This window comes from Halorubrum salipaludis, assembly GCF_002286985.1.
GTDB lineage: Archaea > Halobacteriota > Halobacteria > Halobacteriales > Haloferacaceae > Halorubrum > Halorubrum salipaludis.
On sequence record NZ_NSKC01000008.1, the window covers coordinates 276224 to 298954 of the forward strand.

Sequence of the window (22731 nt, forward strand, 5' to 3'; positions counted from 1 at the left end):
TACCACAAAATGGATACCGGAATACGACTGATTGAACTGTTGATCGACGGGATATCCCGCGGGATGGTGTTCGCGCTCCTCGGGGTCGGCATCACCGTCGTGTTCGGACTCGGCGGCGTGTTGAACCTCGCGCTCGGCGTGTTCTCCGTGATCGCGATCATCCTCGCGATGGAGCTGTTCGGTCTCACGGGGACCCTCTTCGCCGCGATCCCGCTCGCCGTCCTCGCGGTCTCGCTCCTCGGGCTGGCCGTCGACCGCTCGCTGCTCTCGCTCGTGTACCGCTCGGAGGGCGACGAGCGGATCCTGCTCGGGATCTTCACCACGCTCGGGCTCGCGACGTTCCTCGACGGGATCCTGTTTATCACCTACCCCTCGAGCTACTCGCTGAGCAGCGGGATCGCGTCCGTCTCGCTGGCCGGCGTGCAGATACGCGGCTCGTCGATCGCGGTGATCGCGATCGCGGCCGCGGTGTTCGCCGCGTTGTACTACTTCTTCAGCCGGACGTACCTCGGCGGGGCCATGCGGACCGTCCTGCAGGACGAGACGGGTGCGATCCTCTGCGGGATCAGCCCGCGGCGCATGCGGACGTACGTGTTCCTGTTGAGCACCGCCGTCGCCGGGCTCGCCGGTATCCTGTACAGCTTCACCTTCGAGGTCTCGGTGGCCACCGCGTTCGAGCTCACGATCTACGCGATCATCGTCTCGATCGTGGGCGGCGTGACGAGCGTCCTCGGCGCCGCCGTCGCCGGGCTGCTCCTGGGGATCGTCGTCACGTTCACGAGCGCGTTCGTCGGCGCGTACATCTCCGAGATCGTCCTCTTCGGCGTCGCCATCGCCGTGTTGATCGCCCGCCCCGAACAGATCAAGTGAACCAATGTCAACCGAAACCACACGCTCCGGCCTGACGTGGGATCGCCTCCGAATACCGGTCGTCGTCGCGGTGCTCGCGGCGCTGCCGCTCCTGTTTTTCGACCCGAGCTACACGTACATCTCGCGGCTGTTCATCCTCACCTTGGTGTTCGCCACGCTGGCGCTGGCGCTGAACATCGTCTTCGGCCACACCGACCAGCTGTTCCTGTTCGTGGGCGCGCTCACCGGGATCGGCGCGTACGCGACGGCGCTCACCGCGGACGCGCTCGGCGTGTCGCCGTGGGTGACGCTCCTCTTCGGGGCGACGCTGGCCGGCGTGCTCGGCGCGCTCGTCTGTTACGTGGCCGCCCGCCGTCGGTTCACCGTCATCCTGATCGCGATCCTCACGCTCTCGTTACAGCTGGCGATCATCGAGATATTCGTCGGCGCGCGCGACATTACCGGGGGAAGCACCGGGTTCCGGTTCTCCGGACTCGGGCTCGAGTCCGTGCAGAACGCCCTCGGCGTCCACGAGCACATGGTGCTGTACTACGTCGTGCTCGCGCTGCTCACCGGCGTGTTGGCGCTGTACCACTACATCCGGAACTCGAAGTACGGGATGGCCTTCGACGCGATCCGGCAGGACGAGATCGCGGCCGAGGCGATCGGCGTCGACGTGGTCCGGTACAAGACCCTCGCCGGGTTCGTGAGCGCGTTCGTCATCGGGCTCACCGGACCGATGTACGCGCAGCTCGAGTCGCTCGTGCTCCCGGGGATGTTCGAGTTCAACGTCATCGACGTGCTCGTGCTGATCATCCTCATCGTCGGCGGGATCCGGACGATGCTCGGGCCGATCGTCGGCGCGGCGGTCATCATCTACGTCAACGAGGAGCTCCAGGCGACCGGACAGTGGCGGACCGTCGTGTTCGGGTTCCTGCTCATCGTGCTGTTCCTCTACTTCCGGAGCGGGATCGTCCCCTACCTCGACGACGTGTTGAACGAGCGGCTGGGGCTCAAAGCCCGGATCAGATCGCTCGTCGCGGACTGACCGCGCGATCCGCTTTTCGCGATGACGCGCCGTTCGGCACCGACTCGCCGCGGCCGAGGTCAGTAGCATAAAAACATTAAAGATGGGGAAGAACGCATACACGTTTCGAAGCCGCATGACAAACGATATCACGAGATCATCGAACAGGCGACAGTTTCTGAAGGCGACCGGCGCCGGGACCGGCGTGGCGGCGCTCGCCGGGTGTCTCGTCGGCGACAGCGGCGGGGACGGCGGCGACGGCAGCGACGACGAACCGATCGTCGTCGCCGGGCTGCAGCCCTACTCCGGGCCGTTCGCCCTGTACGGTGACACTCACACGAGCGGCATCGAGTACGCGTTCGAGGAGGTCAACGCCGACGGCGGGGTCGAGGGGCGCGAGCTCGAGCACAACGCGATCGACACCGAGTCCGATCCGGGCGAGGCGTCGTCCATCCTGACGAGCGAGGTCGAGTCGGAGGACGCCGTCGCGGCCGTCGGTCCGGTGTCGAGCGACGTCGGGGTCACGGCCGCACAGACCGCCGAGGACCTCGAGGTGCCGCTGTTCTTACACGCCGCCGGCGACATCGACATCCTCAGCCGCGACTCGCGGTACACGTTCCGCACCGCGCTGCCGCCGGCGCCGGCGTTCATCCGGGGCGTCGCCGGGATCATCGACGACCGGGGGTTCGACACGGTGGGCGCGATCAACGGCGACTACGCGTGGGGGATCGCCGCCGAGACCGCCATCGAGCGGGAGTTCCCCGAGAGCCTCGATCTCACGATGTCGATGGCGCCCGCGGGCGAGAGCGACTTCGTGCCGTACCTCCGCGACATGCCCGACGACCTCGAGATCCTCGTCGGCTCCGGCCACCCGCCCGGGCTGAACGACATGTATCGGCAGATGCTCGAGGTCGACCTCGAGCCGGAGGTGTTCACCGCGGCGGTGTCGCCGCCCGAATCGAACTACGGCGCGATCGGCGACGACGTCGCCGAGGGGTTCCTCTTCGGTCACCTGCCCGACGTCTACTCCGAGGAGTACCAGTCCATCGCCGAGGAGTTCTACGAGGAGACCGGCGAGTACTTCGGTCCCACGCAGGCGGTCGGGTACGTGACCGGCCATCTCATCGCGGAGGGGCTCAGGCAGGCCGACGAGGTCAGTCGGCAGGCGCTCAGCGACGCGATGCGCGACATCGAGTTCGACACGATCTACGCGAACCCGATCCAGTACACCGAGTGGGGAGAGCTCGACCAGTACGAGCTCATCTGGAGCGGCTTCGAGCTCGAGGCCCCCGACTACTACCCGGACGGGGACTTCGACCTCGTCGAGGAGTTCCGGACGGAGAGCCTGGACGCGGTCGACCCCGAGGACTACTGACGGCGCGGACGCTCCGTCTGCCGCGTCCCCACCGCGTTCGGCGGGAGAATTATTATCCGGGTGGCCGTATCTCCGCCGTGATCCGACGATGACAGATCCCGACGTGTCCACGGTCAAGGGCGTGGAGATGACCGACGAACAGGTGGATCGAACCCTCGAGGAGCTGGGTCACGGGACCCTCTCGCTCGCCGGCGACGGCGACGCGTACGGCGTGCCCGTCTCGTTCGGCTACGACGGCGAGCGCGTGTTCCTGACGCTGCTCCGGTTCGGCGAGGAGAGCCGGAAGCTGTCGCTCGTCGAGGAGACGGAGACGGCGACGCTCACGGCCTACGAGACGACCACCAAGTTCGACTGGCGCAGCGTGATCGCCTCGGGACCGCTGTCGGACGTGGCCGAGGCGGACGTCGAACACATGGAGGAGACGATGGACGACAACGCGTGGTTCCCGACGATCTTCCCGCCGTCGGAGCCCATCACGGGATCACGACGGGTCGAGCTCCGGATCGAGAGCGCGACGGGACGGAAGGGAGAGGAGTACGACTAGCGCCCCCGCGGGCGGAACAGGGGTTACCCGCTCAGGTACGCGTCGCGGACGTGGTCGCTCTCGAGCATTTCTTGCCCGGTTCCGGCCTGCGTGATGCGACCGTTCTCGAGGAGGTACGCGCTGTCGGCCAGGTCGAGCGCGCGGTCGACGTGCTGTTCGACGAGGAGGACGGTCACGTCGTCGCTTATCTCTTCGATCTTCTCGAAGACGCGCTCCGCGAGCTGCGGCGCCAGCGCCCCGGAGGGCTCGTCGAGCGCGAGCAGCTTCGGCTGCGCCATCAGCCCGCGGCCGATGGCGAGCATCTGCTGTTCGCCGCCGCTGAGCGTCCCGGCGTCCTGATCGCGTCGCTCCGCTAACACCGGGAACATCTCGTACACCTCTTCGAGGGTGTCCTTGAACTCGTCGCGGTGCTGGTACGCCCCCATCCGGAGGTTCTCGTAGACGGACATGTCGCCGAAGAGGTTCCGGCCCTCCGAGACCTGCACGAACCCGAGCGAGACGATCTCGTCGGCGTCGTACGCCGAGACGTCCTCGCCGAGCAGCTCGATCCGCCCGCTCGTCGGCTCGACGATCCCGGAGAGCGTCTTCATCAGCGTCGTTTTCCCCGTTCCGTTCGGCCCGACCAGCGCGACGACGTCGTCGTCCGCCTCGATCGTCATCGAGACGTCCCACAGCACCTGGAGGTCGCCGTAGCCGACGTTCAGGTCCTCGACCTCGAGCATCGTCATTCGTCGCCACCCCCGAGGTACGCCTCCGTGACGCGCTCGTCGTTCCGGACCTCCTCCGGCGGCCCGTCGGCGATCTTCTGGCCCTGATCGAGGACGATGATCCGGTCGGTCGCGCCCATAATCGCGTCCATGATGTGTTCGATCCAGAAGACGGAGATCCCGCGGTCGTGGCAGGTCCGCTCGAGCGTGTCGGTGAGGGTCTGCAGCTCCGCGGGGGTGAGCCCGCTCCCGATCTCGTCGACCAGCATGAAGTTCGGGTCGGTCGCGAGCCCGCGGGCCAGCTCCAGCAGCTTCCGGTCGGCGAGGTTGAGCCCCGACACCTCCGCGTCCGCCTGGTCTTCCAACCCGACGAACGAGAGGCACTCCCGGGCGGTCTCCTCGGCCGCGTCCGGGTCCTGTCCGTCGCCGAAGACCGCGCCGACGGTGACGTTCTCGAGGACGGTCGACTCGTTGAACGTCCGCGCCGTCTGGAACGTGCGGACGACGCCCTGTTGGGCGATCTCGAAGGGCTTTCTCCCGGTCAGCTCCGTGCCGTCGAGCGTGATCGTCCCCTGGTTCGGCGGGTGGACGCCCGTGATCGTGTTGAAAAGCGTCGTCTTGCCCGCGCCGTTCGGACCGATCAGCCCGACGATCTCCTCGTCGTCGACGCTGAAGCTCACGTCGTTGACGGCGACGAGCCCGCCGAACGACTTTGTCACGCCCTCTGCCTGTAACATATCCGCACCCAACGGAGCGTGGGTTATAAAATATTTGGTACGACACAACATGCCGGGAGGCGAGCGGTCTCGCGTGGCTCGGCCTGACGCCACGGTTCGACGATCCGTCCCGACGGATCAGACGAGCAGGCGGAGGATCCCCCCGCAGGCCGCGTCCCCCGCCAGACAGACGGGCGCGACGAGCAGCGCGGCGAGCGGGTACAGCGACGCCATCTGCGCGAGCACGGAGCGCCGACGGGGGCGCGCGAAGACGGCCGCCGCGCTCGCGGGACAGACGGCCGCCGCGGCCAGCGCCCCCCAGGGGAGCGCGCCCGCGGCGACGGCGACGGCGACGGTCGCCCCGGCCGCGAGGAACAGCGTCGCGGCGAGCCGATCGGCCGCGGCGGCCCCGAGCGCGACGGGGACCGTCTGCTTGCCGATCTGCCGGTCGAACGCGGCGTCGAGGGCGTCGACGGAGACCGTGACGGCGACCAGCGCGAGCCCCAGCGCCGCGGCGACCGCGAGCACGTCCGGGGCGAGCGCCCCCGTCTGAAGGGCGTACCCCCCGACGAGGGCCAGGGCGACGCCGACCGCGTAGTCGGTCGCGGAGCCGACGGGAGTCACGTCGAGGTGCGGCGCGTGGAGCGCCGCGAGCGCCCAGAGCGGGCCGACCGCGAGGGCGGCCACCGGTCCGACCGTCCACCAGAGCCCTGCGACGACGGCCCAGAACGCCAGCGACGCCGCGACGAACGCCCGGCGGAGCAGCCGTGGCGTCGTTCCGCCGGGCGGCTCCTCGCCGCGGCGGAACCGGTCGACGAGGGCGTCGCGGAGGTGCGCGGCGTACACCGCGAGCCCGACCGCGAGCGCGTGCCCGACCAGGACGGGACCAGCGGGCGCCGGCGCCAGCAGCCCGCCGACGGCCGCGGTCGCGACCGCGGGACCGAGGAACGCCGGCCGGACGAGCCGAGCGAGCGCGACCGCCCGGTCTCGGTGCCCCGGCGTCTCCGAGGGGTCGGGGCCCTCCGAGGGGTCGGACGCCTCTGCGGGCCCGGACGCCTCCGGGCGCCCGGGGCCCTCCGGGGAGTCTGCAGCCGAGTCGGTCGGCCGAGGGTCACTCATCGGTCGGCGTTGGACCCCTCGACACTTCAAGCGCTCGACCGGGGCGAACCGCGTTACGACGACGGTTCGGCCTCGGCGTAGAAGTTGAACGCCTCGTACACCGGCCGGTCGCTCATCCCGAGGAGCGTGGCCTCGTCGTCGGGCTCGTGGTGGTGGGTGGCGTCCGGCGGCACGACGAAGATGTCCCACTTGCCCCACTCGAGTGCCTCGCCGTCGACGTGGGTCGCCCCCTCGCCGTCGATGACGAAGAACACCTCGGTCGCGTTGTGGAAGTGCGGGTCGGTCGGCCCCTCGTTGAGCAGCTGCGCGCGGAACGACATGGTCGGGAACAGGGGGTCGTTCCCGGTGGCGGGGTTCACGTACGAGAGGCTGTACCCGTCGTGCGGGTCGGGGTCGTCGTTGTCGGCGCGCTGGCGGAGCGACTCGAGCATCTCGTCCCACCCGAACCGGTACGGCGGCGTCGGCTCGCGGATCCCCTCGAACGGTCCCGGGATGTCGCCGCCGGGCCGCTCGCCGGTCGGCCGACCGCGACCGTACTGGGAGTCCCAGTACCCCTGCGTCTTCGTCACCGGCTGGCGCTCGAGCTCGTGGTTCTCGAAGACGTTCGAGGCGTTGAGCGAGTCGAGCACCAAGGGGAGATCGAGGACGTCGAGCCACGCGGCGGTCTCGTCGGAGTCGTTGACGTGGTCGTGCCACTCCCACTGCGGGGTGGTGATCAGGTCGTTGTCCTTCATCGGGAACTCCTCGCCCGCCACGACCGTCTTCATCTCCTCGGCGCCGTCGATCGTGAAGCGGAGCGCGTTCGCGCCGTGTCGGTGCGAGGGCGCGGTCTCGCCGGGCGAGACCGTCTGGATCCCGACGTAGATCGTGTTCGAGATCGCGTTCCCGATCGAGGCGTTGATCGGGACGGCCACCCGGCGCTGGAACCCCGGCGGGAGGTCGGCGATCGGCACGTCCTCCTCGATGTGGTCGATCGCCGACTGGATCTCGTCCCACTTCCAGATGTCGGCCTCGAGGTCGTCGAAGACGTTCCCGAAGTCGTCCTCGACCTCCCACAGCGGGCGGAGTCGCTGTTCTTCCAGTATCGTTCGGGTCTCGGAGCTGAGCTCTAACAGCTCCTCGGGATCCTGCTGGGCCATGTCGTACTATTGTTACCACAGCCCAATCATAAGTGTTTTGTCGCCGAGAGGGGCTGGAACGCCGCTACGCGCCGGTCGCCTGCGCGTCGAACACGTCCGTCGACCGGAACGTGCTCCGGCAGTCCTCACACACCATGCTCCCCTGGATCGCGTACTCCCAGAGCTTGCCGCCGCACTCCAGGCAGTCGAAGTGCGCTTCGACGAACGGGTCCTCGGCCGCGTACGGGTTCTCGAACTCAGCCATACCTCCAGTTGCGGTTTGGCTCGCAAAAAGATGTCGCCGGCGTCGGCGATTCCGCCGCCGCTCCGCTATCTCCGCCGCGCCGGCGCCGAGTCCGCCGCGGTACCGGCGTGTCCGCCGCGGTGACCGCGATACCGATGCGTCCGGCACGGTAACGTTGAACACGCAGGCGCCCCGAGGGACCGACGATGACGCAGATCACCGAACTGCGGTCGGGCGTGTACGACGTGACGGTCCGCGAGGCGAACGGCGGCCGCTACCGGGTGTTCGTCCTCGACGGCGAGACGCCGACGATCGTCGACGCGGGGTTCGCGGACACGGTCGGAGAGGTCGTCGACGCCGTCGACGAGCTGGGTATCGCTCCCGAGCGGATAGCGGTCACGCACGGCGACGGCGACCACGTCGGCGGGCTGGCGGGGCTCGTCGAGGCCCTGGACCTCGAGTCGTGGGTGCCCGCGGAGTGCGAGGCCGACCTCGGCGTCGAGCCCGACCACCGGTTCGGAGACGGGGACGCGGTCGGCCGCTTCGAGGCGGTCCACGTCCCGGGCCACACCGAGGACGCCTACGCGCTCGTCGATGAGGCGGGCGACCTCGCGGTGCTCGGCGACGCGGTCTTCGGCGCGGACGCGCGGGGACTCCCCGAGGGGTATTTCGTGCTCCCCGCCGGGTACTACTCCGCGGACCTGAACCGCGCGGACGAGAGCCTCGGACGGCTGCTCGACTACGAGTTCGACATGGGGCTCGTCTTCCACGGCGAGAGCGTCACCGCGGACGCGAGCCGGAAGCTGGAGCGGTTCGTCCGGTTCGCGGGGCGGCCCGACTGACGGCGCCCCGCGGGAGGCCCCGAGTCGTTGACGACGCCGAAACTGATATCCAACCGGTATCTGTAATGGGCCCATGGACGTAGGAACACTGTTTCACCCGCGGTCGATCGCGGTGGTCGGCGCGTCGTCGTCGCCCGAGAAGATCGGCCACGAGGTGATGGCGAACCTCAGTCGCTTCGACGGACGGGTGTACCCGGTGAACCCGTCCGCCGACGGGGAGCTGTTCGGGGAACCGTTCGTCGAGTCGATCGCGGCGATCGACGATCCGGTCGATCTGGCGATCCTCGCCGTGCCCGCGGGGGCCGTCCCGGACGTGGTCGCGGAGTGCGCCGCCGCCGGCGTCTCGGCGGTCGTGATCTACGCCGGGGGGTTCGCGGAGTCCGGGGCCGAGGGCGAGCGCCGGCAGGAGCGGATCGCCGAGACGGCGGCCGAACACGACGTGGCCGTCCTCGGGCCCAACACCAGCGGGTTCGTGATCCCGGGCGACGGGCTGCTCGGCTCGTTCGCGAGCGGCATCGACGAGCTCGGCGCGGGCGACGTCGCCGTGATCGCGCAGAGCGGGGGGGTCGCCCACGCGCTCGCCTTCCAGGCGCTGCGGGAGGGGCGCGGGCTCTCCGCGATGGTCGGGCTCGGGAACCGGGTCGCGGTCGGCTTCCCCGAGGCGATCCGGTACTTCGACGCGCACGCCGACACCGAGGCGATCGTCCTCCACGTGGAGGGGACCGACCGCGGCCGCGAGCTGCTCGAGGCCTGCCGCGCCGCGGAGACGCCCGTGCTCGCGTACAAGGTCGGCGAGTCCGACGTCGGCGACTTCGCGGAGTCGCACACCGGCGCGCTCACCGGCGACCACGACCTGTACGTCGCCGGGTTCGAGCAGTACGGCGTCCCGACGGTCTCGTCGACGACGGAGCTGCTCGACGGGGCGACCGCCCTCGCCGGCGGTCCCGTCCCCGACGGGCCGAACGTCGGCGTCGTCACGGCGCAGGCGGGTCCCGGGATCATCGTCGCCGACCGGATCCAGCGGGCCGGCGGTCGGCTCCCGAGCCTGAGCGACGAGACGGAGGCGACGCTCGAAGAGCTGCTCCCGGGGATCACCTACGCGGACAACCCCGTCGACACGGGCCGACCGATGCCGGCGTTCGGCGACGTGGTGGCGACCGTCGCGCGCGACGACGCGGTCGACGTGGTCCTCGTGTACGAGCTGTACGAGGCGTCGATCGGCCTCCCGGTCGACCGGATGGAGGCGTTAGTCGAGGCGGTCGACAAGCCGGTGCTGTTCGCGACCGACGGCCCCGACGCCGACGTGGCCGACGACGCCGCCGCCCTGGAATCCCTCGGCGTTCCGGTTCTCCGGACCCCCGAGCGGGCGGCGGACCTCGCCGGCGTGCTCGCCCGGTACGGGGCGCTCCGCGCCCGCGACGCGGCCGACGCGGAGGTGGTCGCCCGTGAGTGACCCGTCGCCGCTCGCGGACGCGGTCGACGAGGCCGCGGCGTCCGCCCGCGCGGAGGGCCGAACGACCCTCACCGAAGCGGAGGCCAAAGGGCTGCTGTCGGCGGTCGGGGTGGCGACACCCGAGTTCGAGCTCGCCGCGGACCCCGACGCCGCCGTCGACGCGGCCGAGCGGATCGGCTACCCGGTCGTCGCGAAGGTCTCGTCGCCGGCGGTCACCCACAAGAGCGAGTGGGGCGACGGCGCGGGCGTCGCGGTCGGCCTCGACGGCCCCGAGGCGGTCCGGCGCGCGGCCGCCCGGATCGACGAGGCGGCGGCCGACCGCGGGATCGCGGCGTCGGTGCTGGTCGAGTCGGCGGTCGATGTCGACGCCGGCACCGAGGTGATCGTCGGCGGGACCAACGACCCCTCGTTCGGCCCCGTGACGCTCGTCGGGCTCGGCGGGACGTTCACCGAGGTGTACGGGGACGTCGCGCACCGGATCGCGCCGGTCACGGAGCGCGAGGCCCGCGAGGCGGTGACGTCGCTCACCGCGGCGCCCCTGCTCTCCGGCTACCGCGGCCGGGTGCCGGCGGACCTCGACGCGCTCGTGGACGTGGTCCGGACGGTGGGCGACCTGCTCGACGCGTCGCCGGAGATCGCCGAGATCGACCTGAACCCGGTGCTCGCCGCCTCTGACGGGGCGACCGCGCTCGACGGGCTGGTGGTGCTCTCGGAGGCGGACGGAGCGGGCGACGCCGAGGCCGGCGACGCCGGGGGTGCCGACCGATGACGTACACCCGCGAGTGGACCGTGCGGTTCTCCGACAGCGACCCGTTCGGCATCGCGCACTACCCGCGGATCGTCGACGCGTTCCAGGAGACCGCCGACATGTACATGGAGTCGATCGGGCACCCGTTCTGGGCGATCCAGACCAGCTTCGGCGTGGGACTGCCGGTCGGGTCCATGGACGTCGACTTCGAGCGCCCGGTGGAGAGCGGCGACGTCGTCGACTTCGAGCTGGAGACCGAGGTCGGGACGACGAGCGTCACGTTCGAGTACGCGGGGACCGTCGACGGCGAGCTCCGCTTCTCCGGCACCGAGCGGCGGGTCTGCGTCGACGTGGAGGACGGGCGGCCGACGCCGGTCCCGGACCCGCTTCGGGAGGCCCTGACGGAATGACGGCGTCGGAGCCGGGACGGACCGAACGGAGCGCCGAGCGGGGACCCGCTCCCGCGCGGAGCGACGCCTGACACGCTCATGGCCCGGACCGTCGTCTCGGCGGCGAAGGCCCCGCGCGTCGCGTTCCCGCTCGCGCTCCTCGCCGGGGTGGCGACAGTCGCGTCGATCGGCGGCGACGGGGGCGCGATCGCCGGGATCGCCGCGGGGAGCATCGTCCTCTGGGTGCTCACGCCGGTCGCGCCCGCGTACACGGGGATCCTCGCGATCGGCGCCATCGCCGCGGCGCTGTCGCCCGCCGCCGCACTCACGGGGTTCCGCTCGTCTGCGACGTGGCTCATCGGCTTCGGGCTGCTCATGGGGATCGCCACCCGGCGGAGCGGCCTCGCCGACGCGGCGGGCCGCGTGCTGACGCGCCGCGCGCTTCCGAGCGACGGGTCGGTCGACGCCCGGGTCGTCTACCGCCGGTTCCTCGTGGCGCTGTCGCTCGCCGCGCACGCGCTCGCGCTGCTCATCCCCTCCTCGCTCGTCCGGGTGCTGCTGCTCGCGCCGATCCTCTCGGAGATCGGGGAGCGGTTCGACTCGCGTCAGGCCCGGGTCGGCGTCTACCTCGGCCCCCTGTTCGCGACGTTCTACGGGTCCTCGGGCGTGTTGACCGCCGACCTGCCGAACATCATCATTTCGGGGCTCGGCGAGTCCGTCGCCGGGCACCCGATCGCCTGGACCGAGTGGCTCGTCCACATGTACCCGGTGATGGGGCTGACGCGGGTGGTCGTCGTCGTCGCCGTCGTGTACGCGATGTTCCGCCCGCCGGCGGGGAGTGCGGTCGACCGCTCCCTCGACGACGGGTCGGCCGAGGGCGTCGCCGGCGACGCGACCGGCGAGGCGGGGATCGGTCCCGCGGCCTCGGACGCACCGACGGGCCGGTCTCCCGCCCGGATGCTCGCGTTCCTGAGCGTCGGCGTCGCCGTCTGGCTCACCGACTTCCTCCACGGGCTCGACCCGGTCGTCGGCGCGATCGCCGTCGTCGCGCTCGCGTTCGCCCCGGGCGTCGGGGTCGCGCGGTTCGAGGAGGTCGGCGAGGAGCTCGACGTCTCGATCCTGTTCTTCGTCGCCGCCGTGCTCGCGATCGGCGACGGGCTCGCGGCGACCGGGCTCTCCGAGCGCGCGGCGACGACGCTCCTCGGGACGGTCCCCGCGGACGCGCCGCTCGTCGTCGCGCTCGCGCTCGTGTTCGCGACGACGGTGCTCCTCGCGTTCGCGATGGAGGGGCTCGCCGTCGCCAGCGTCCTGACGCCCGTCGTGATCACCTACGCGGAGTCGGCCGGGCTGCCGCTGACCCCGGTGTTGATGATCGAGGCGCTGGGGCTGAGCAACTACTTCTTCCCCTACCAGTCGGCGGTGCTCATCGCCATCCTCGCCGAGGGGGACGTCGAGACGAGCGAACTGATCCGGACCACGGCGGCCTGCACCCTCGCGACGATCGCGGTGCTGCTGCCGATCCACCTGGGGTGGATGGCGGCGCTGTACTGACTCGCGGGAACGACCCCAAACGCTTTTGTCGTGGTACGTGAAGACATACGTACCTGTATGAGCGACACCAGTACGGACGAACCGGTGCTTATCGCCGGGGCCGGTCCCGTGGGGATGACGACGGCGCTGGCGTTACACGCCCGCGGCGTCGACGCGACCATTCTGGAGGCGGAGTCGGCGGACCGAGACCGGTCCGGCAGCCGCGCGATCTACGTCCACGGGTCGACCCTTCGGACGCTCGAGCGGGTCCACCCCGGGCTCGGGAAACGGCTCGTCGACGACGGCGTCGTCTGGCCCACCCGCCACACGCGCTGGCGCGGCAAGCAGGTGTTCCGCCGGACCTACGACTCGCCGGGCGGCGACGGCGAGATCCCGCACTTCACGAGCATTCCCCAGGAGTGGACCGAGGAGTACATGCACGAGGCCCTCGATGAGGCCGGCGTCGAGATCCACTGGGAGGCCGAGGTCGAGAGCGTGGAGACGACCGCGGACGGCGTCCACGTCGAGACCGCCGACGGGCGCGAGTGGGAGGGCGAGTACCTCGTCGGCGCCGACGGCGGCGGCTCGACGGTCCGCAAGGAGATCGGCGCCGAGTTTGAGGGGTCCCAGTCGGAGAACTCCTTCATCATCGCCGACGTCGAGGAGGTCGAGGAGGACCCGTACCCCTGCGAGCGGCTCTTCCACTACGACGACCCCGCGGCCGACGGCCGCAACGTGATGCTCGTTCCCTTCACCGGCGGGTGGCGGCTCGACATCCAGTGTCTCCCCGACGACGACCCGGAGGAGCTCTCCTCGGACGAGCGGATGCGCGAGTTCGTCTCCTCGGTGATGGGCGAGCGCTACGCCGACAACGTCACCTGGGTGTCCAGCTACAAGTTCCTCCAGGTGATGGCGGACACCTTCGTCGACGACAACCGGCGCGTGCTGCTCGCGGGCGAGGCCGCGCACCTGCTGGCGCCGTTCGGCGCCCGCGGGATGAACTCCGGGATCGCCGACGCCGACGAGGCGGCCTCCGCGATCAGCGTCGCGGTCGACGCGCGGACGGAAGCGGTGGCTCGCGACGAGGTCGAGCTGTACGCCGCCCGCCGCGAGAAGGCGGCGCAGTACAACCTCGAGGCGGCCGGACAGGCGCTCGAGTACCTCCAGGGGGACCACCCGGTCCCCGTCCTCCGGAAGGAGGTCGCCGCGTCGCTGGCCGACCAGTTCGAGGTCGCCGGCGAGTACCTCGACGACGCGCCGTACGGCCCCCACGGGACGCCGCCGATCGTCTCGACCGGGAACTACTGAATCGACGGGGGCACCCCACCCCCGCGAATGGGAATCATTTACATAGATCGGGGCGATAAGTGATGACGAACATGGTGCTTCAAGGCGACCTCGAGGACGTCGCTGCATCGCACGACGACCTCCCGGACGCGGAAGAGGTGTACGACCGGGACGAGCCGATCCCGCTCACGGAGGTGTTCGACGACGAGTTCGTGGGCGAACACACGGCGTTCGAGACGTTCGACGACCTCGTCGCCGCGAGCCCGTCCGACGCCGCGTCGGCGGCCGAGCTCGACTACGTGGCGGACGGCGACTGGGACGAGTTCGTCGCCGAGGAGACCGAGTTCGACGACGAGGAGGCGTTCGTGACCGCCGGCCGCGACCACTGGGTCGCGACGCGGCTCGGCCTCGCGTAACTCGTTCGCCGCCGCCTCGAACAGCGTTCTCGCAACGCCTTCCGTTCTCGCTACGTGTTCCCGGTATCGCCGGTGTCCGAGAGCGCCCGCATCGATCGGGCGCAGCCACGCCGATCGTGAGCGGACACGCCGATCGCGACGGCGGCTCCGTCTGAATCGTTTCCGTATAGCGAACATAATCGTCTTAGTCGATCATGATCGTCGTCGGACGCGGTCCCGGTCTCGCCCCGTCTCCGCCTCTCGATCGGTGATGGCGTTACATTACTATGTTTGTAATTTGTGTCGGATCCCCAATGATCGATCGGCCGAAATATGTTCTCTCACAAGAAACAGCGTGTCGTACGGCGCGTCCGCGGCCCGTGTCACTCCTCGGAGCCCCGTTCCGGTGGCACGCGATACGCGTCGGTTTCCGCCCGCGCGAACCGCTTCGAGAGCGTCGCGTAGTGTTCGTGCACCTGCGAGATCTGTTCGCGTTGTCCGTCGGTGAGGGGCCTGGTCTCGGCCGGCGTCCCGTACGCCAGGTGCCCCTCGGGGACCGTCGTCCCGCTCGGCACGACCGCGTTCGCGGCGACGAGGCAGTTCGACTCGACCGTCGCCCCCTGAAGCACGGACGACTGCATGCCCACGAGGACGTCGTCCGCGACGGTCGCGAAGTCGACGACGGCGCCGTGGCCGACCGAGACGCGGTCGCCCAGCTCGGCGCCGTGCAGCGTCGTGAACTCCTGGACGTTCGTCTCCTCGCCGACGGCGACCGGACCGCGGTCGCCGCGGAGGGAGACGAGCGGCCACACGCTGGCACCGGACGCGACCGCCACGTCGCCGGACAGGACGGCGGTTCGGGAGACGTACGCGTCGTCGGCCACCTCGGGATCGGACCCGTCGAAGGGAATGCGCATGGGTCGCCCTCGCAGGGGCGACGTAAATGCGTGCAGGCGGGAGCGGGGCGACGGCGAGGGAACGCGATCCCGCTCAGCGGTACGTGAGGTTCAGCTCGAGGTCGTTGACCGCCGTCAACAGCCGGTCCGCGTACTCGTCGTGGCACCGCTCCTCGGTCAGCCGGTTCGCCGCCCCGGCGATCGAGAGCGCGCCCTGCACCTCCTCGCGGTGAACGATCGGCGCGCCGATCGCGTGGATCCCCGTGAGATCCTCCTCGAGGTTCAGCGCGTACCCCCGGTCGCGGGTCCGCTCGAGCTCGGCCAGCAGCTCGTCGACGTCGGTGATCGTCCGAGCGGTCCGCCGGGGGAGGCCGTGCTCGTCGACGATCTCGCGGACCCGCTCCTCGGAGAACTGCGAGAGGATCGCCTTGCCGCCCGAGTTGAGGTGGAGGTGCGTCCACGTGCCGACGAGCGAGTCCACGTTGATGTCGAGCGACCCGCCGTCGCCGAACAGGTACATCGCCATCCCGTTCTCCTCGACGATGAGCCACACCATCTCGCCGGTCTCCTCGGCGAGTTCGCGCACTCGCGGCTTCGCCTTGTGGAACACGTCGTACCCGTTCCGAACGAACGAGCCGTACTGAAACAGCCCGAGGCCGAGCCGGTACTCGTCGCCGCGCTGGACGACGCACCGCTGGTCGACGAGCGTGGCGAGGTGCTTGTGCACCGCGCTCTTCGAGAGGTCGAGCTCGTTCGCGATCTCCGTGACTCCGGCCCCGCCGCGGTCCTGTAACACGCCGATGACCGCGAAGGTCGTCTCGACCGCCCCGACCGTTTGCGGATCCGTTTCGTCCATACGTGTCGCCTGTGGGGCCAGGATAAAAAAGATCGTGTTCGTCAATCGTGAACGATCCCGAGTCGACTGTGAACGACTCCGGGGGCTGTGAACAATCCCAGAGTGGTCGTGAACGGCCCCCCGGGGGCGACTCGGCGCTCCCCGCTCAGAACGGGTACTCGCGCGGCTCGTGCTGGATCGAGATCCACTTGTTCTCGGTGACTTCTCGGAGGAACTCGTCGGTGTTGTATCCGCCCATGCCCGAGGCGCCGGTGCCGCTGAACGGGACGTGCGCCTCGTCGTTGATCGGCTGGTCGCCGATGTGGACCATGCCGGTCTCCATGCGGTCCGCGATATCCTTCGCCGTGCCGAGATCACCCGCGTGGACCGACCCGGAGAGGCCGTACTCGGTGTCGTTCGCCAGCGCGACCGCCTCGTCCACGTCGGAGAACGGGATGACCGGCGCGATGGGGCCGAAGTGCTCGTTACACGCCGCCGCCATGTCGTTGGTCACGTCCGAGAGGACGGTGGGTTCGACGACCAAGGAGTCCTCGACCCCGTCGAGGTCGACGATCCCGCCACCGGTTTCGAGGGTCGCGCCGGCGTCGACCGTCTCCTCGACGTACGCCAGCATCTTGTCGCGCTGCGTCTCGTCGATGACGGGGCCGAGGTGGACCTCGTCGTGCGCGCTGCCCGCGGCCAACCCCTCGGCGCGCTCGGTCAGCTTCGCGACGTACTCGTCGTAGGCGTCCTCGTGGACGAGGTGGCGGTTGATGGAGATACACACCTGTCCCTGGTGGATGAACGACCCGAACACGGCGCTGTCGACCGCGCGGTCGACGTCGGCGTCGCCGGTGACGACGTGGGCGTTGTTTCCGCCGAGCTCCATCGCCGGCACCGCGAGGTTCTCGCCGGCGGCGGCGGCCACGCGCCGCCCGACCTCGGTCGAGCCGGTGAACGCCACCACGTCGCTCTCGGGGTGTCCCGCGACGCGGTCGCCGATCTCCGAGCCGCGGCCGGTGACGACGTTGAGCGCGCCCGCCGGGAGGTCGGTCTCCTCGAAGAGCTTCGCGAACAGCAGCCCGCCGCTTATCGGGGTGTTCGTCGCCGGCTTCAACACGACCGCGTTGCCCGCGGCGAGCGCGGGGAACACGGCCCGCGCGCTCAGGTTCAGCGGGAAGTTCCACGGCGAGATCACCGTCACCACGCCCTTGGGCTCGCGCTGGACGAGGTTCTCCTTGCCGGGGATGTTCGAGGCGATGTGCTCGCCCTTCATCCGACGGGGGAGCGTGGCGGCCTCGCCGGCCTGATCCATCGCCAGGTGGTGTGAGGTGTGTCCGTACCCGGCGGTTCCGCCCGCCTCGTGCGACATCAGCTCGACGATGTCCGCCTCGGCGTCGTCGAGCGCCCGCAGGGCCTCTCTGACGACCTCCTCGCGGGCCGCCGGGGGCGTCGCTCCCCACTCGTCGCTCGCGCTCGCGGCCGCCTCGTAGGCCGCGTCGACGTCCGCCTCCGTCGCGGCCGCCACCTCGGTGAACGACTCGCGCGTCGAGGGGTTCTCGACGGGAATCGTCTCCCCGTCGGCCGCGTCGACCCACGACCCGTCGATGTACAGGCTGTCCCAGTCGCTGTCAGGGCTGATGTCGTCTGGCATCGTCGGTGGTAGCTCCGTCCGCCGACCTAATAGGTGTGTGGTAACAGTCGTGACACCGGAGGGGCCGCATGCGCTCGCCGACCGGGGTCCGGCCGCCGATCGCCTCGCGGCGCCGGTCACTCGTCGGCCAGTTCGAGGAGCGCACCGACCGCGCTCGCCCCGCGCTCGGGCGCCTGAAACGTCGGGATCCCGGCCGCTTCCATCTCCAGTCGCTCCTCCTCGAATCTCCTCGGACCCGCGACCGTAAAGCAGATCGGCTTGTCGAGGTCGTCGGCCAGCGCCTCCAGCTCCTCGACCGGATACCCGAGCGACCGCTCGTAGATCTCGTAGACGACGACCGCGTCGACGGCGTCGTCCCGGGCGACCGCGTCGATCACCTCGCCGAACTCGGGGAGCGGCCGACCGGTGTCGACCGGGTTCTCCGTGTAGGTGATCCCCTGTAACAGCTCCGTCACCCGTTCGTCCGTCTCCTCGGCGAGGGCGGGGAACGACGCCCCGCGCTCGCGCAGCTCGTCGGCGACCAGGATCCCCGGTCCCGCCTGCGCCGTGACCAGCCCGACGTTCCGGCCGTCCGGCGTCGGCGCGGACGCGATGGCCCGCGCGGCGTCGACGAGCTCCGTCACGGTGTCGACGAAGACGACGCCCTCGCCCGCCAGCGCGTCCTCGTAGGTCTCGCGGCGCTGTATCGGCGCCCCGGTGTGGGAGCCGACGAAGTCGCCAAGCTCCTCGCTGCCGGCCTTGAGCATCACCACCGGCGTCTCCGCGTCGCGGAACGCGGCGATCGCGTCGTCGACGTCGTCGGTCCCCTCGACGTGGACCGCGATCGCGTCCGTGTGCGGGTCGTCGTCGAGGACCGGGACCAGGTCCGCGAAGTCGACGTTCGCGCGGTTCCCGAGCCCGAACATCGCCGAGACGCCGTACTCCTCGCGGTCGAGCTGGAAGGCCCCCGTGACGCCGATGCCGCCGCTCTGAGCGACGAGCGCGACGCCGCCCGTCTCGACGTCGCGGATCTCCGGGACGAACGATCCGTACAGATCGAGGTGCGGAATGCAGTAGCCGGCGGTGTTCGGCCCGAGGACCGTCACGTCGTACTCCTCGGCGATCGCGGCGACCTCGGCCTCGCGCTCGCGGCCGGCCTCGTCGACCTCCCCGAACCCGCCCGCGAAGATCACCGCGGCGCCGACGCCGGCCTCGCCGCACTCCTCAAGGACCTCGGGGACGACCGGACTCGGGACGCAACACAGCGCCAGGTCCGCGTCGGTCTCGCCGACCGAGTCCACGAACTCGTACCCGTAGACGCTCCCTGTACTGCCGGGGTTCACCGGGTACACGTCGCCGTCGTACGAACGGATGTTGGTCATCGCGTCGTTGCCCAGCTTGCCGGGGGTCTTCGACGCGCCGATGACGGCGATCCCGTCCGGATCGAAGAAGTCAGTGACTCCCATGGAAACCGTACTATCGAACAGTACAATGAAAATACCGGAGCCGGCGCCGGTCGATCGGCGGCACTCGAGGCGCGTCGCCGATCGGCCGGTCCCCTGGAACCCGCGTCGAGTTTCTCGCTCCGGCCCCGTAAAACTAAAAAATACGATAGTTCTGATATTATATAAGATTACGAATATAATCGTCCGAGTCGAGCTCGCGTCGTCGGTCCGCGAGGTCTCGATCGCGTCGTCACCGCTTTGTTCCGATAAATTGGCCGACTTATGTAGTTTCACGCCACTTCAGCAGACTACCGGCGTCCGCGTTGACCGATCGCTTCAGATGGACGAACGCTCGGTCGACGCGACTTTCTCGAACGTTCGAGTCGACGTATTCGGCCGTTTTAGACTATATAGACGCTTATTATCCGTCGATCGGCCTCTCGATTCCACCGGTAGGCCAGATAGTATGGATGCAATTATGAATTTGATAGAAGATATACTTAAAATTGATAGGAAAGCCGATGCGCCGAGTGGTGTACGGGATCGACGGGGCGTCCGAACGCGGGAGTTTCGACCGCCGCGGTCCGATGTTCCTCGCGAACCACCGACCGCCCCTCGACGCGAGGGTCGGCTCCTCGGCGTGGTTTATAAGCCGTCCGCCGCCGATCGGCCGGTATGCGAGACACCACCGAGGACGCGGGCGGCGAGGCCGACGAGCCGATCCCCGTCGTGAAGCGCGGCGACGAGATCGGCTACGAGCCGGTCGACGCGGCCGAGGGGCTCCGGAAGGGAGTCCTGCTCGACGAGTCGGACGGGGCCCCGACCTTCGCGATGCGGCGCTTCGAGCTCGCGCCCGGCGCCGTCGTTCCCCGTCACACGAACGCGGTCGAACACGAGCAGTACGTGCTCGTCGGCGAGTACGTCGTCGGGATCGGCGAGGAGGAACGCGTCGTCGGCCCCGGCGACGCGCTCCTCATCCCGGCGGGCGTCGAACACTGGTACCGGAACGAGGGCGATGAACCGGGGGCGTTCATCTGCGCGGTGCCGAACGGGGACGACGAGATCGAACTGGTCGAGTAGCGGCGGCCCGGGTCGCCGCGCGCTACTCCAGCGTCCCGACCCTATCCGCGACGTAGCCGAACTGGTCGCGGTAGCCGTACGGCGACAGCAACACCGGGTAGAAGGGCTCGTCGGCGCGGAGCTGCTCGTCGCCGGCGGCCGCGAACGCCTCGCCCGTCTCGACGCGCTCGAAGTTGCGGGCGAACACCTCGTACGCCTCCGCCTCCGGCTTGGGGATCCGGTCCCGGAGCCGGAACACCTCCACGTCCTCGCGCCCGCCAGCGTCGACCACGTCCTCCGCGCCGGGCGCGGGGGCGACGCCGGTCGCCGCCAGGAACGCCCGCGCGAGCCAGTAGGCGTTGTCGGCGGCACCCTCGGAGCCCTGCAGGCCGGCCTCCACTTCGAGCGTGTGCGGGTGCTCGATGAGCCGGCCCTCGGTGAACGCGTCCGTCTGGATCACGGCGTCGACCGGGAGGTGCGGGGCGACGGCGCGGGCGACCTCGTCCATCGAGTCGACGACGGCGAACGGCTCGGCGTACGACTGCGTCGAGTGGATCGCGAGCGTGGAACAGCCGTCGAGCGCGTCGAGCAGCTCGGCGGCGAGCCGCTCCTCGTGCGCCTCCGCGTCCGGATCGCCGGGGAACGACCGGTTGAGGTCGACATCGAGGTACCGGACCCCGGCGTCGAGCGCCGCCTCGTTGGCGACGATCAGCCGGACCGGGCGCTCGACGTCGAGGTCGGCGTCAAGGAGCCGTCGGACCGCGCGGGCGCCGCAGGGCTCGTCGCCGTGGATCGCGCCGACGACCGCGACCTCCGGCTCCCCCTCGCCCAGATCGTGTACGTCCATACGACCGAGAGGGGCCCCGCCGATAAGTGGCGTTCGGATCGGAGACGCCGGTCGGCGGGTCGGCGCGTCTCTCGGCTCGATTTCCCCGTTCCGTACCGCCCGCCAGTTAGTGCGCCTCGTCGATCCGCTCCGCGTACTCGTAGTCGGCCGGGTACGCTTCCGGGCGGGCGCCGTCGATGGGAATCTTCCACCCGTCGATCGCGGCCGGGTCGTCGAGCGCGGCCCGGAGCGTCGCCCGGACCTCGTCGAGATCGACGCCGTAGAAGTCGCCCGGGAGCCCGCGGAGGTACTCCAGCGCGGTCTCGAACAGCGACCGCATCCCGTCGTCGTTCCCGAAGTCGGCGCGCTTGTACGCCCCCGCCGCGACCTGCACCATCCCGTGGCAGAAGGCGCTCTCGGCGGTGCCGCTCCCGTAGTTATACCACTCGTCCTCGAAGCAATCGTGCGATTCGTGGTAGTCGCCGGCGTTGAACAGCCGGACGCCGTGCTCGGTCGCGCGCCGGAGGGTGGCGTGCTCCCAGTGGCCGCCGGCGATCCGCGCGTCGGCGGGGGGCGCTTCGTCCGCGGCGTCGCCGCTCTCGCCGTCAGCGCCCTCGCTCGCGACGCCGTCGTCCGCGACGCTCTCGCCCCCCGCGTGCCACCCGGTCGGATTCCCGAGCGGCGGGGCGACGCCGGGGTCCCGGGTGTGCTCGTCCATGGGAACGCGTCGCGTCCGCAGCGACCTAACCGTTTCGCGGGGATCGAACGCTTCTTTCCCCCGCCGGGCGTCGGGTCCGGCAATGGACGCCGGCCTCCTCTCAGCGATCGGCGCCGCGGTCGTCTGGGGGACCTACATCTTCGTGCTGAAGCGCTCCTTCTCCGGCTACCCGCCCGCCGGGCTCACGGTGCTGATCAACGCCTCGGCGATCGCGTGGTTCCTCCCGGTCACCGTCGCGACGACCGATCTCCCTCCCGACGGGGTCGGGGGGCTCGTCCGGGGAATAGCCGGCGTCGACCCCGCCGCCGTCGCCGTCGTCGCCGGGACCGCGGCGGCGACCGCGGCCGCGTTCGTGCTCTTCCTCCGGGCGATAGACGAGGGCGACGTGTCGTACGTGACCCCGATCAACAAGGTCGTCCCGATGTTCGTGCTCCCGCTCGAGGTGCTGCTGCTCGGCGAGGTGCTCGCGCCGATACAGGTGGCCGGGGTGGTCGTCGCCACCGCCGCGGTGTACGTCGCGAACTACGAGCCCGGCAGCCTGATCGCGCCGCTGGTCGGCGCCGTCCACTCGCGACCGGCCCAGCTCGCGCTGCTGAGCGCGGCGTGTTACGCGGTCTCCGACCTCGGGAAGCGGGTGGGGCTCCAGGAGCTCGCGATCCCGGGGACGCTGTGGGTCCCCCTGCTGCTCGCGGGCGCCGGGCTGATCCTGCTGCCCGCCGCGGTCCGGACCCCGCCCGCGGTGAACAGAGCCGACGTACCGAAGTTCCTCGCGGCCGGCGCGCTGGTCGCGCTCGGCGAGCACCTGACGACGGTCGCGTTCGCGGCGCTGCCCGCGAGCGTCGCCTCTCCGGTGATCAACACGCAGGCCATCGTCGCCGTCGTCCTCGGCGGGGTCGTCCTCGGCGAGCGCTACTTCCGGGTCCGGCTCGTCGCCGCGCTCCTCGCGGTCGTCGGCGTCGCGATGATCGCGCTGTGA

The 22731-nt window shown here is 70.2% G+C and carries 24 protein-coding genes; 13 read left to right on the top strand and 11 right to left on the bottom strand.

The annotated features are described in order from the left end of the window. Positions 1-9: 9 nt before the first annotated feature. From CK500_RS12865 to CK500_RS12880, 4 genes are all read left to right on the top strand, one after another. Positions 10-870, top strand: a complete 861-nt coding sequence (locus CK500_RS12865; protein ID WP_198951561.1) for a branched-chain amino acid ABC transporter permease — start codon at positions 10-12, stop codon at positions 868-870. 4 nt (positions 871-874) lie between these two features. Further along, entirely contained in the window at positions 875-1897 is a 1023-nt protein-coding gene (locus tag CK500_RS12870) for a branched-chain amino acid ABC transporter permease (RefSeq protein WP_095637618.1), read from the top strand. 115 nt (positions 1898-2012) lie between these two features. After that, positions 2013-3251, top strand: a complete 1239-nt coding sequence (locus tag CK500_RS12875; protein WP_095637619.1) for an ABC transporter substrate-binding protein — start codon at positions 2013-2015, stop codon at positions 3249-3251. A gap of 88 nt (positions 3252-3339) precedes the next feature. Then, complete coding sequence (locus CK500_RS12880) at positions 3340-3795, top strand: pyridoxamine 5'-phosphate oxidase family protein (protein ID WP_095637620.1); 456 nt, start codon at positions 3340-3342, stop codon at positions 3793-3795. Positions 3796-3818: 23 nt separating this feature from the next. Here the strand turns inward: CK500_RS12880 and CK500_RS12885 are convergent, their stop codons facing one another. From CK500_RS12885 to CK500_RS12905, 5 genes are all read right to left on the bottom strand, one after another. Beyond that, positions 3819-4523 (bottom strand): ABC transporter ATP-binding protein, encoded by a 705-nt coding sequence (locus CK500_RS12885; protein WP_095637621.1) that lies wholly within the window; start codon positions 4521-4523, stop codon positions 3819-3821. Continuing rightward, positions 4520-5239 carry an ABC transporter ATP-binding protein gene (locus CK500_RS12890; RefSeq protein ID WP_095637622.1) on the bottom strand — a complete coding sequence of 240 codons (720 nt, stop codon included), beginning with the start codon at positions 5237-5239 and terminating at the stop codon, positions 4520-4522. The genes CK500_RS12885 and CK500_RS12890 overlap by 4 nt, the downstream gene beginning before the upstream one ends. 117 nt (positions 5240-5356) lie before the next feature. Continuing rightward, a complete protein-coding gene (locus tag CK500_RS12895; RefSeq protein WP_095637623.1) occupies positions 5357-6337 on the bottom strand; it encodes a UbiA prenyltransferase family protein in 981 nt (326 codons plus the stop codon). Positions 6338-6390: 53 nt separating this feature from the next. Further along, positions 6391-7476, bottom strand: a complete 1086-nt coding sequence (locus CK500_RS12900; RefSeq protein WP_095637624.1) for a cupin domain-containing protein — start codon at positions 7474-7476, stop codon at positions 6391-6393. Between the two features lie 64 nt (positions 7477-7540). Further along, complete coding sequence (locus tag CK500_RS12905; protein WP_095637625.1) at positions 7541-7720, bottom strand: hypothetical protein; 180 nt, start codon at positions 7718-7720, stop codon at positions 7541-7543. 185 nt (positions 7721-7905) lie between these two features. On the opposite strand from CK500_RS12905, the gene CK500_RS12910 reads away from it, so the two are divergent. From CK500_RS12910 to CK500_RS12940, 7 genes are all read left to right on the top strand, one after another. Then, positions 7906-8541: an MBL fold metallo-hydrolase gene (locus CK500_RS12910; RefSeq protein WP_198951562.1), complete on the top strand. Its 636-nt coding sequence runs from the start codon at positions 7906-7908 to the stop codon at positions 8539-8541. Positions 8542-8614: 73 nt separating this feature from the next. After that, a complete protein-coding gene (locus tag CK500_RS12915) occupies positions 8615-9994 on the top strand; it encodes a CoA-binding protein (RefSeq protein ID WP_095637626.1) in 1380 nt (459 codons plus the stop codon). Continuing rightward, positions 9987-10763, top strand: coding sequence for an acetate--CoA ligase family protein (locus CK500_RS12920; RefSeq protein ID WP_095637627.1), 777 nt, complete (start codon positions 9987-9989; stop codon positions 10761-10763). The genes CK500_RS12915 and CK500_RS12920 overlap by 8 nt, the downstream gene beginning before the upstream one ends. Beyond that, entirely contained in the window at positions 10760-11152 is a 393-nt protein-coding gene (locus CK500_RS12925; RefSeq protein ID WP_095637628.1) for an acyl-CoA thioesterase, read from the top strand. The genes CK500_RS12920 and CK500_RS12925 overlap by 4 nt, the downstream gene beginning before the upstream one ends. 78 nt (positions 11153-11230) lie before the next feature. Next, positions 11231-12682, top strand: coding sequence for an SLC13 family permease (locus CK500_RS12930; RefSeq protein ID WP_095637629.1), 1452 nt, complete (start codon positions 11231-11233; stop codon positions 12680-12682). Between the two features lie 57 nt (positions 12683-12739). Next, positions 12740-13969 (top strand): FAD-dependent monooxygenase, encoded by a 1230-nt coding sequence (locus CK500_RS12935; RefSeq protein ID WP_095637630.1) that lies wholly within the window; start codon positions 12740-12742, stop codon positions 13967-13969. Positions 13970-14040: 71 nt separating this feature from the next. Continuing rightward, positions 14041-14364, top strand: coding sequence for a hypothetical protein (locus tag CK500_RS12940; RefSeq protein WP_095637676.1), 324 nt, complete (start codon positions 14041-14043; stop codon positions 14362-14364). Between the two features lie 362 nt (positions 14365-14726). On the opposite strand, the gene CK500_RS12945 is transcribed toward CK500_RS12940, so the two are convergent. From CK500_RS12945 to CK500_RS12960, 4 genes are all read right to left on the bottom strand, one after another. Continuing rightward, positions 14727-15260, bottom strand: coding sequence for a gamma carbonic anhydrase family protein (locus tag CK500_RS12945; protein ID WP_095637631.1), 534 nt, complete (start codon positions 15258-15260; stop codon positions 14727-14729). Positions 15261-15333: 73 nt separating this feature from the next. After that, complete coding sequence (locus CK500_RS12950; RefSeq protein WP_095637632.1) at positions 15334-16095, bottom strand: IclR family transcriptional regulator; 762 nt, start codon at positions 16093-16095, stop codon at positions 15334-15336. A gap of 145 nt (positions 16096-16240) precedes the next feature. Beyond that, entirely contained in the window at positions 16241-17728 is a 1488-nt protein-coding gene (locus CK500_RS12955; protein WP_095637633.1) for an aldehyde dehydrogenase family protein, read from the bottom strand. Positions 17729-17844: 116 nt separating this feature from the next. Then, positions 17845-19173, bottom strand: coding sequence for a CoA-binding protein (locus CK500_RS12960; RefSeq protein WP_095637634.1), 1329 nt, complete (start codon positions 19171-19173; stop codon positions 17845-17847). Between the two features lie 654 nt (positions 19174-19827). On the opposite strand from CK500_RS12960, the gene CK500_RS12965 reads away from it, so the two are divergent. Next, entirely contained in the window at positions 19828-20232 is a 405-nt protein-coding gene (locus CK500_RS12965; RefSeq protein WP_095637635.1) for a cupin domain-containing protein, read from the top strand. Positions 20233-20254: 22 nt separating this feature from the next. Here CK500_RS12965 and CK500_RS12970 read toward each other — a convergent pair whose 3' ends face one another. Both CK500_RS12970 and CK500_RS12975 read right to left on the bottom strand, forming a co-directional pair. Beyond that, complete coding sequence (locus tag CK500_RS12970; RefSeq protein WP_095637636.1) at positions 20255-21058, bottom strand: M14 family metallopeptidase; 804 nt, start codon at positions 21056-21058, stop codon at positions 20255-20257. 106 nt (positions 21059-21164) lie between these two features. Then, the gene (locus CK500_RS12975; protein ID WP_095637637.1) at positions 21165-21755 is read right to left on the bottom strand and encodes a DUF309 domain-containing protein; all 591 of its coding nucleotides are present in this window, start codon (positions 21753-21755) and stop codon (positions 21165-21167) included. Positions 21756-21837: 82 nt separating this feature from the next. Here CK500_RS12975 and CK500_RS12980 point away from each other — a divergent pair, with 82 nt between their 5' ends. After that, positions 21838-22731: an EamA family transporter gene (locus tag CK500_RS12980; RefSeq protein ID WP_095637638.1), complete on the top strand. Its 894-nt coding sequence runs from the start codon at positions 21838-21840 to the stop codon at positions 22729-22731.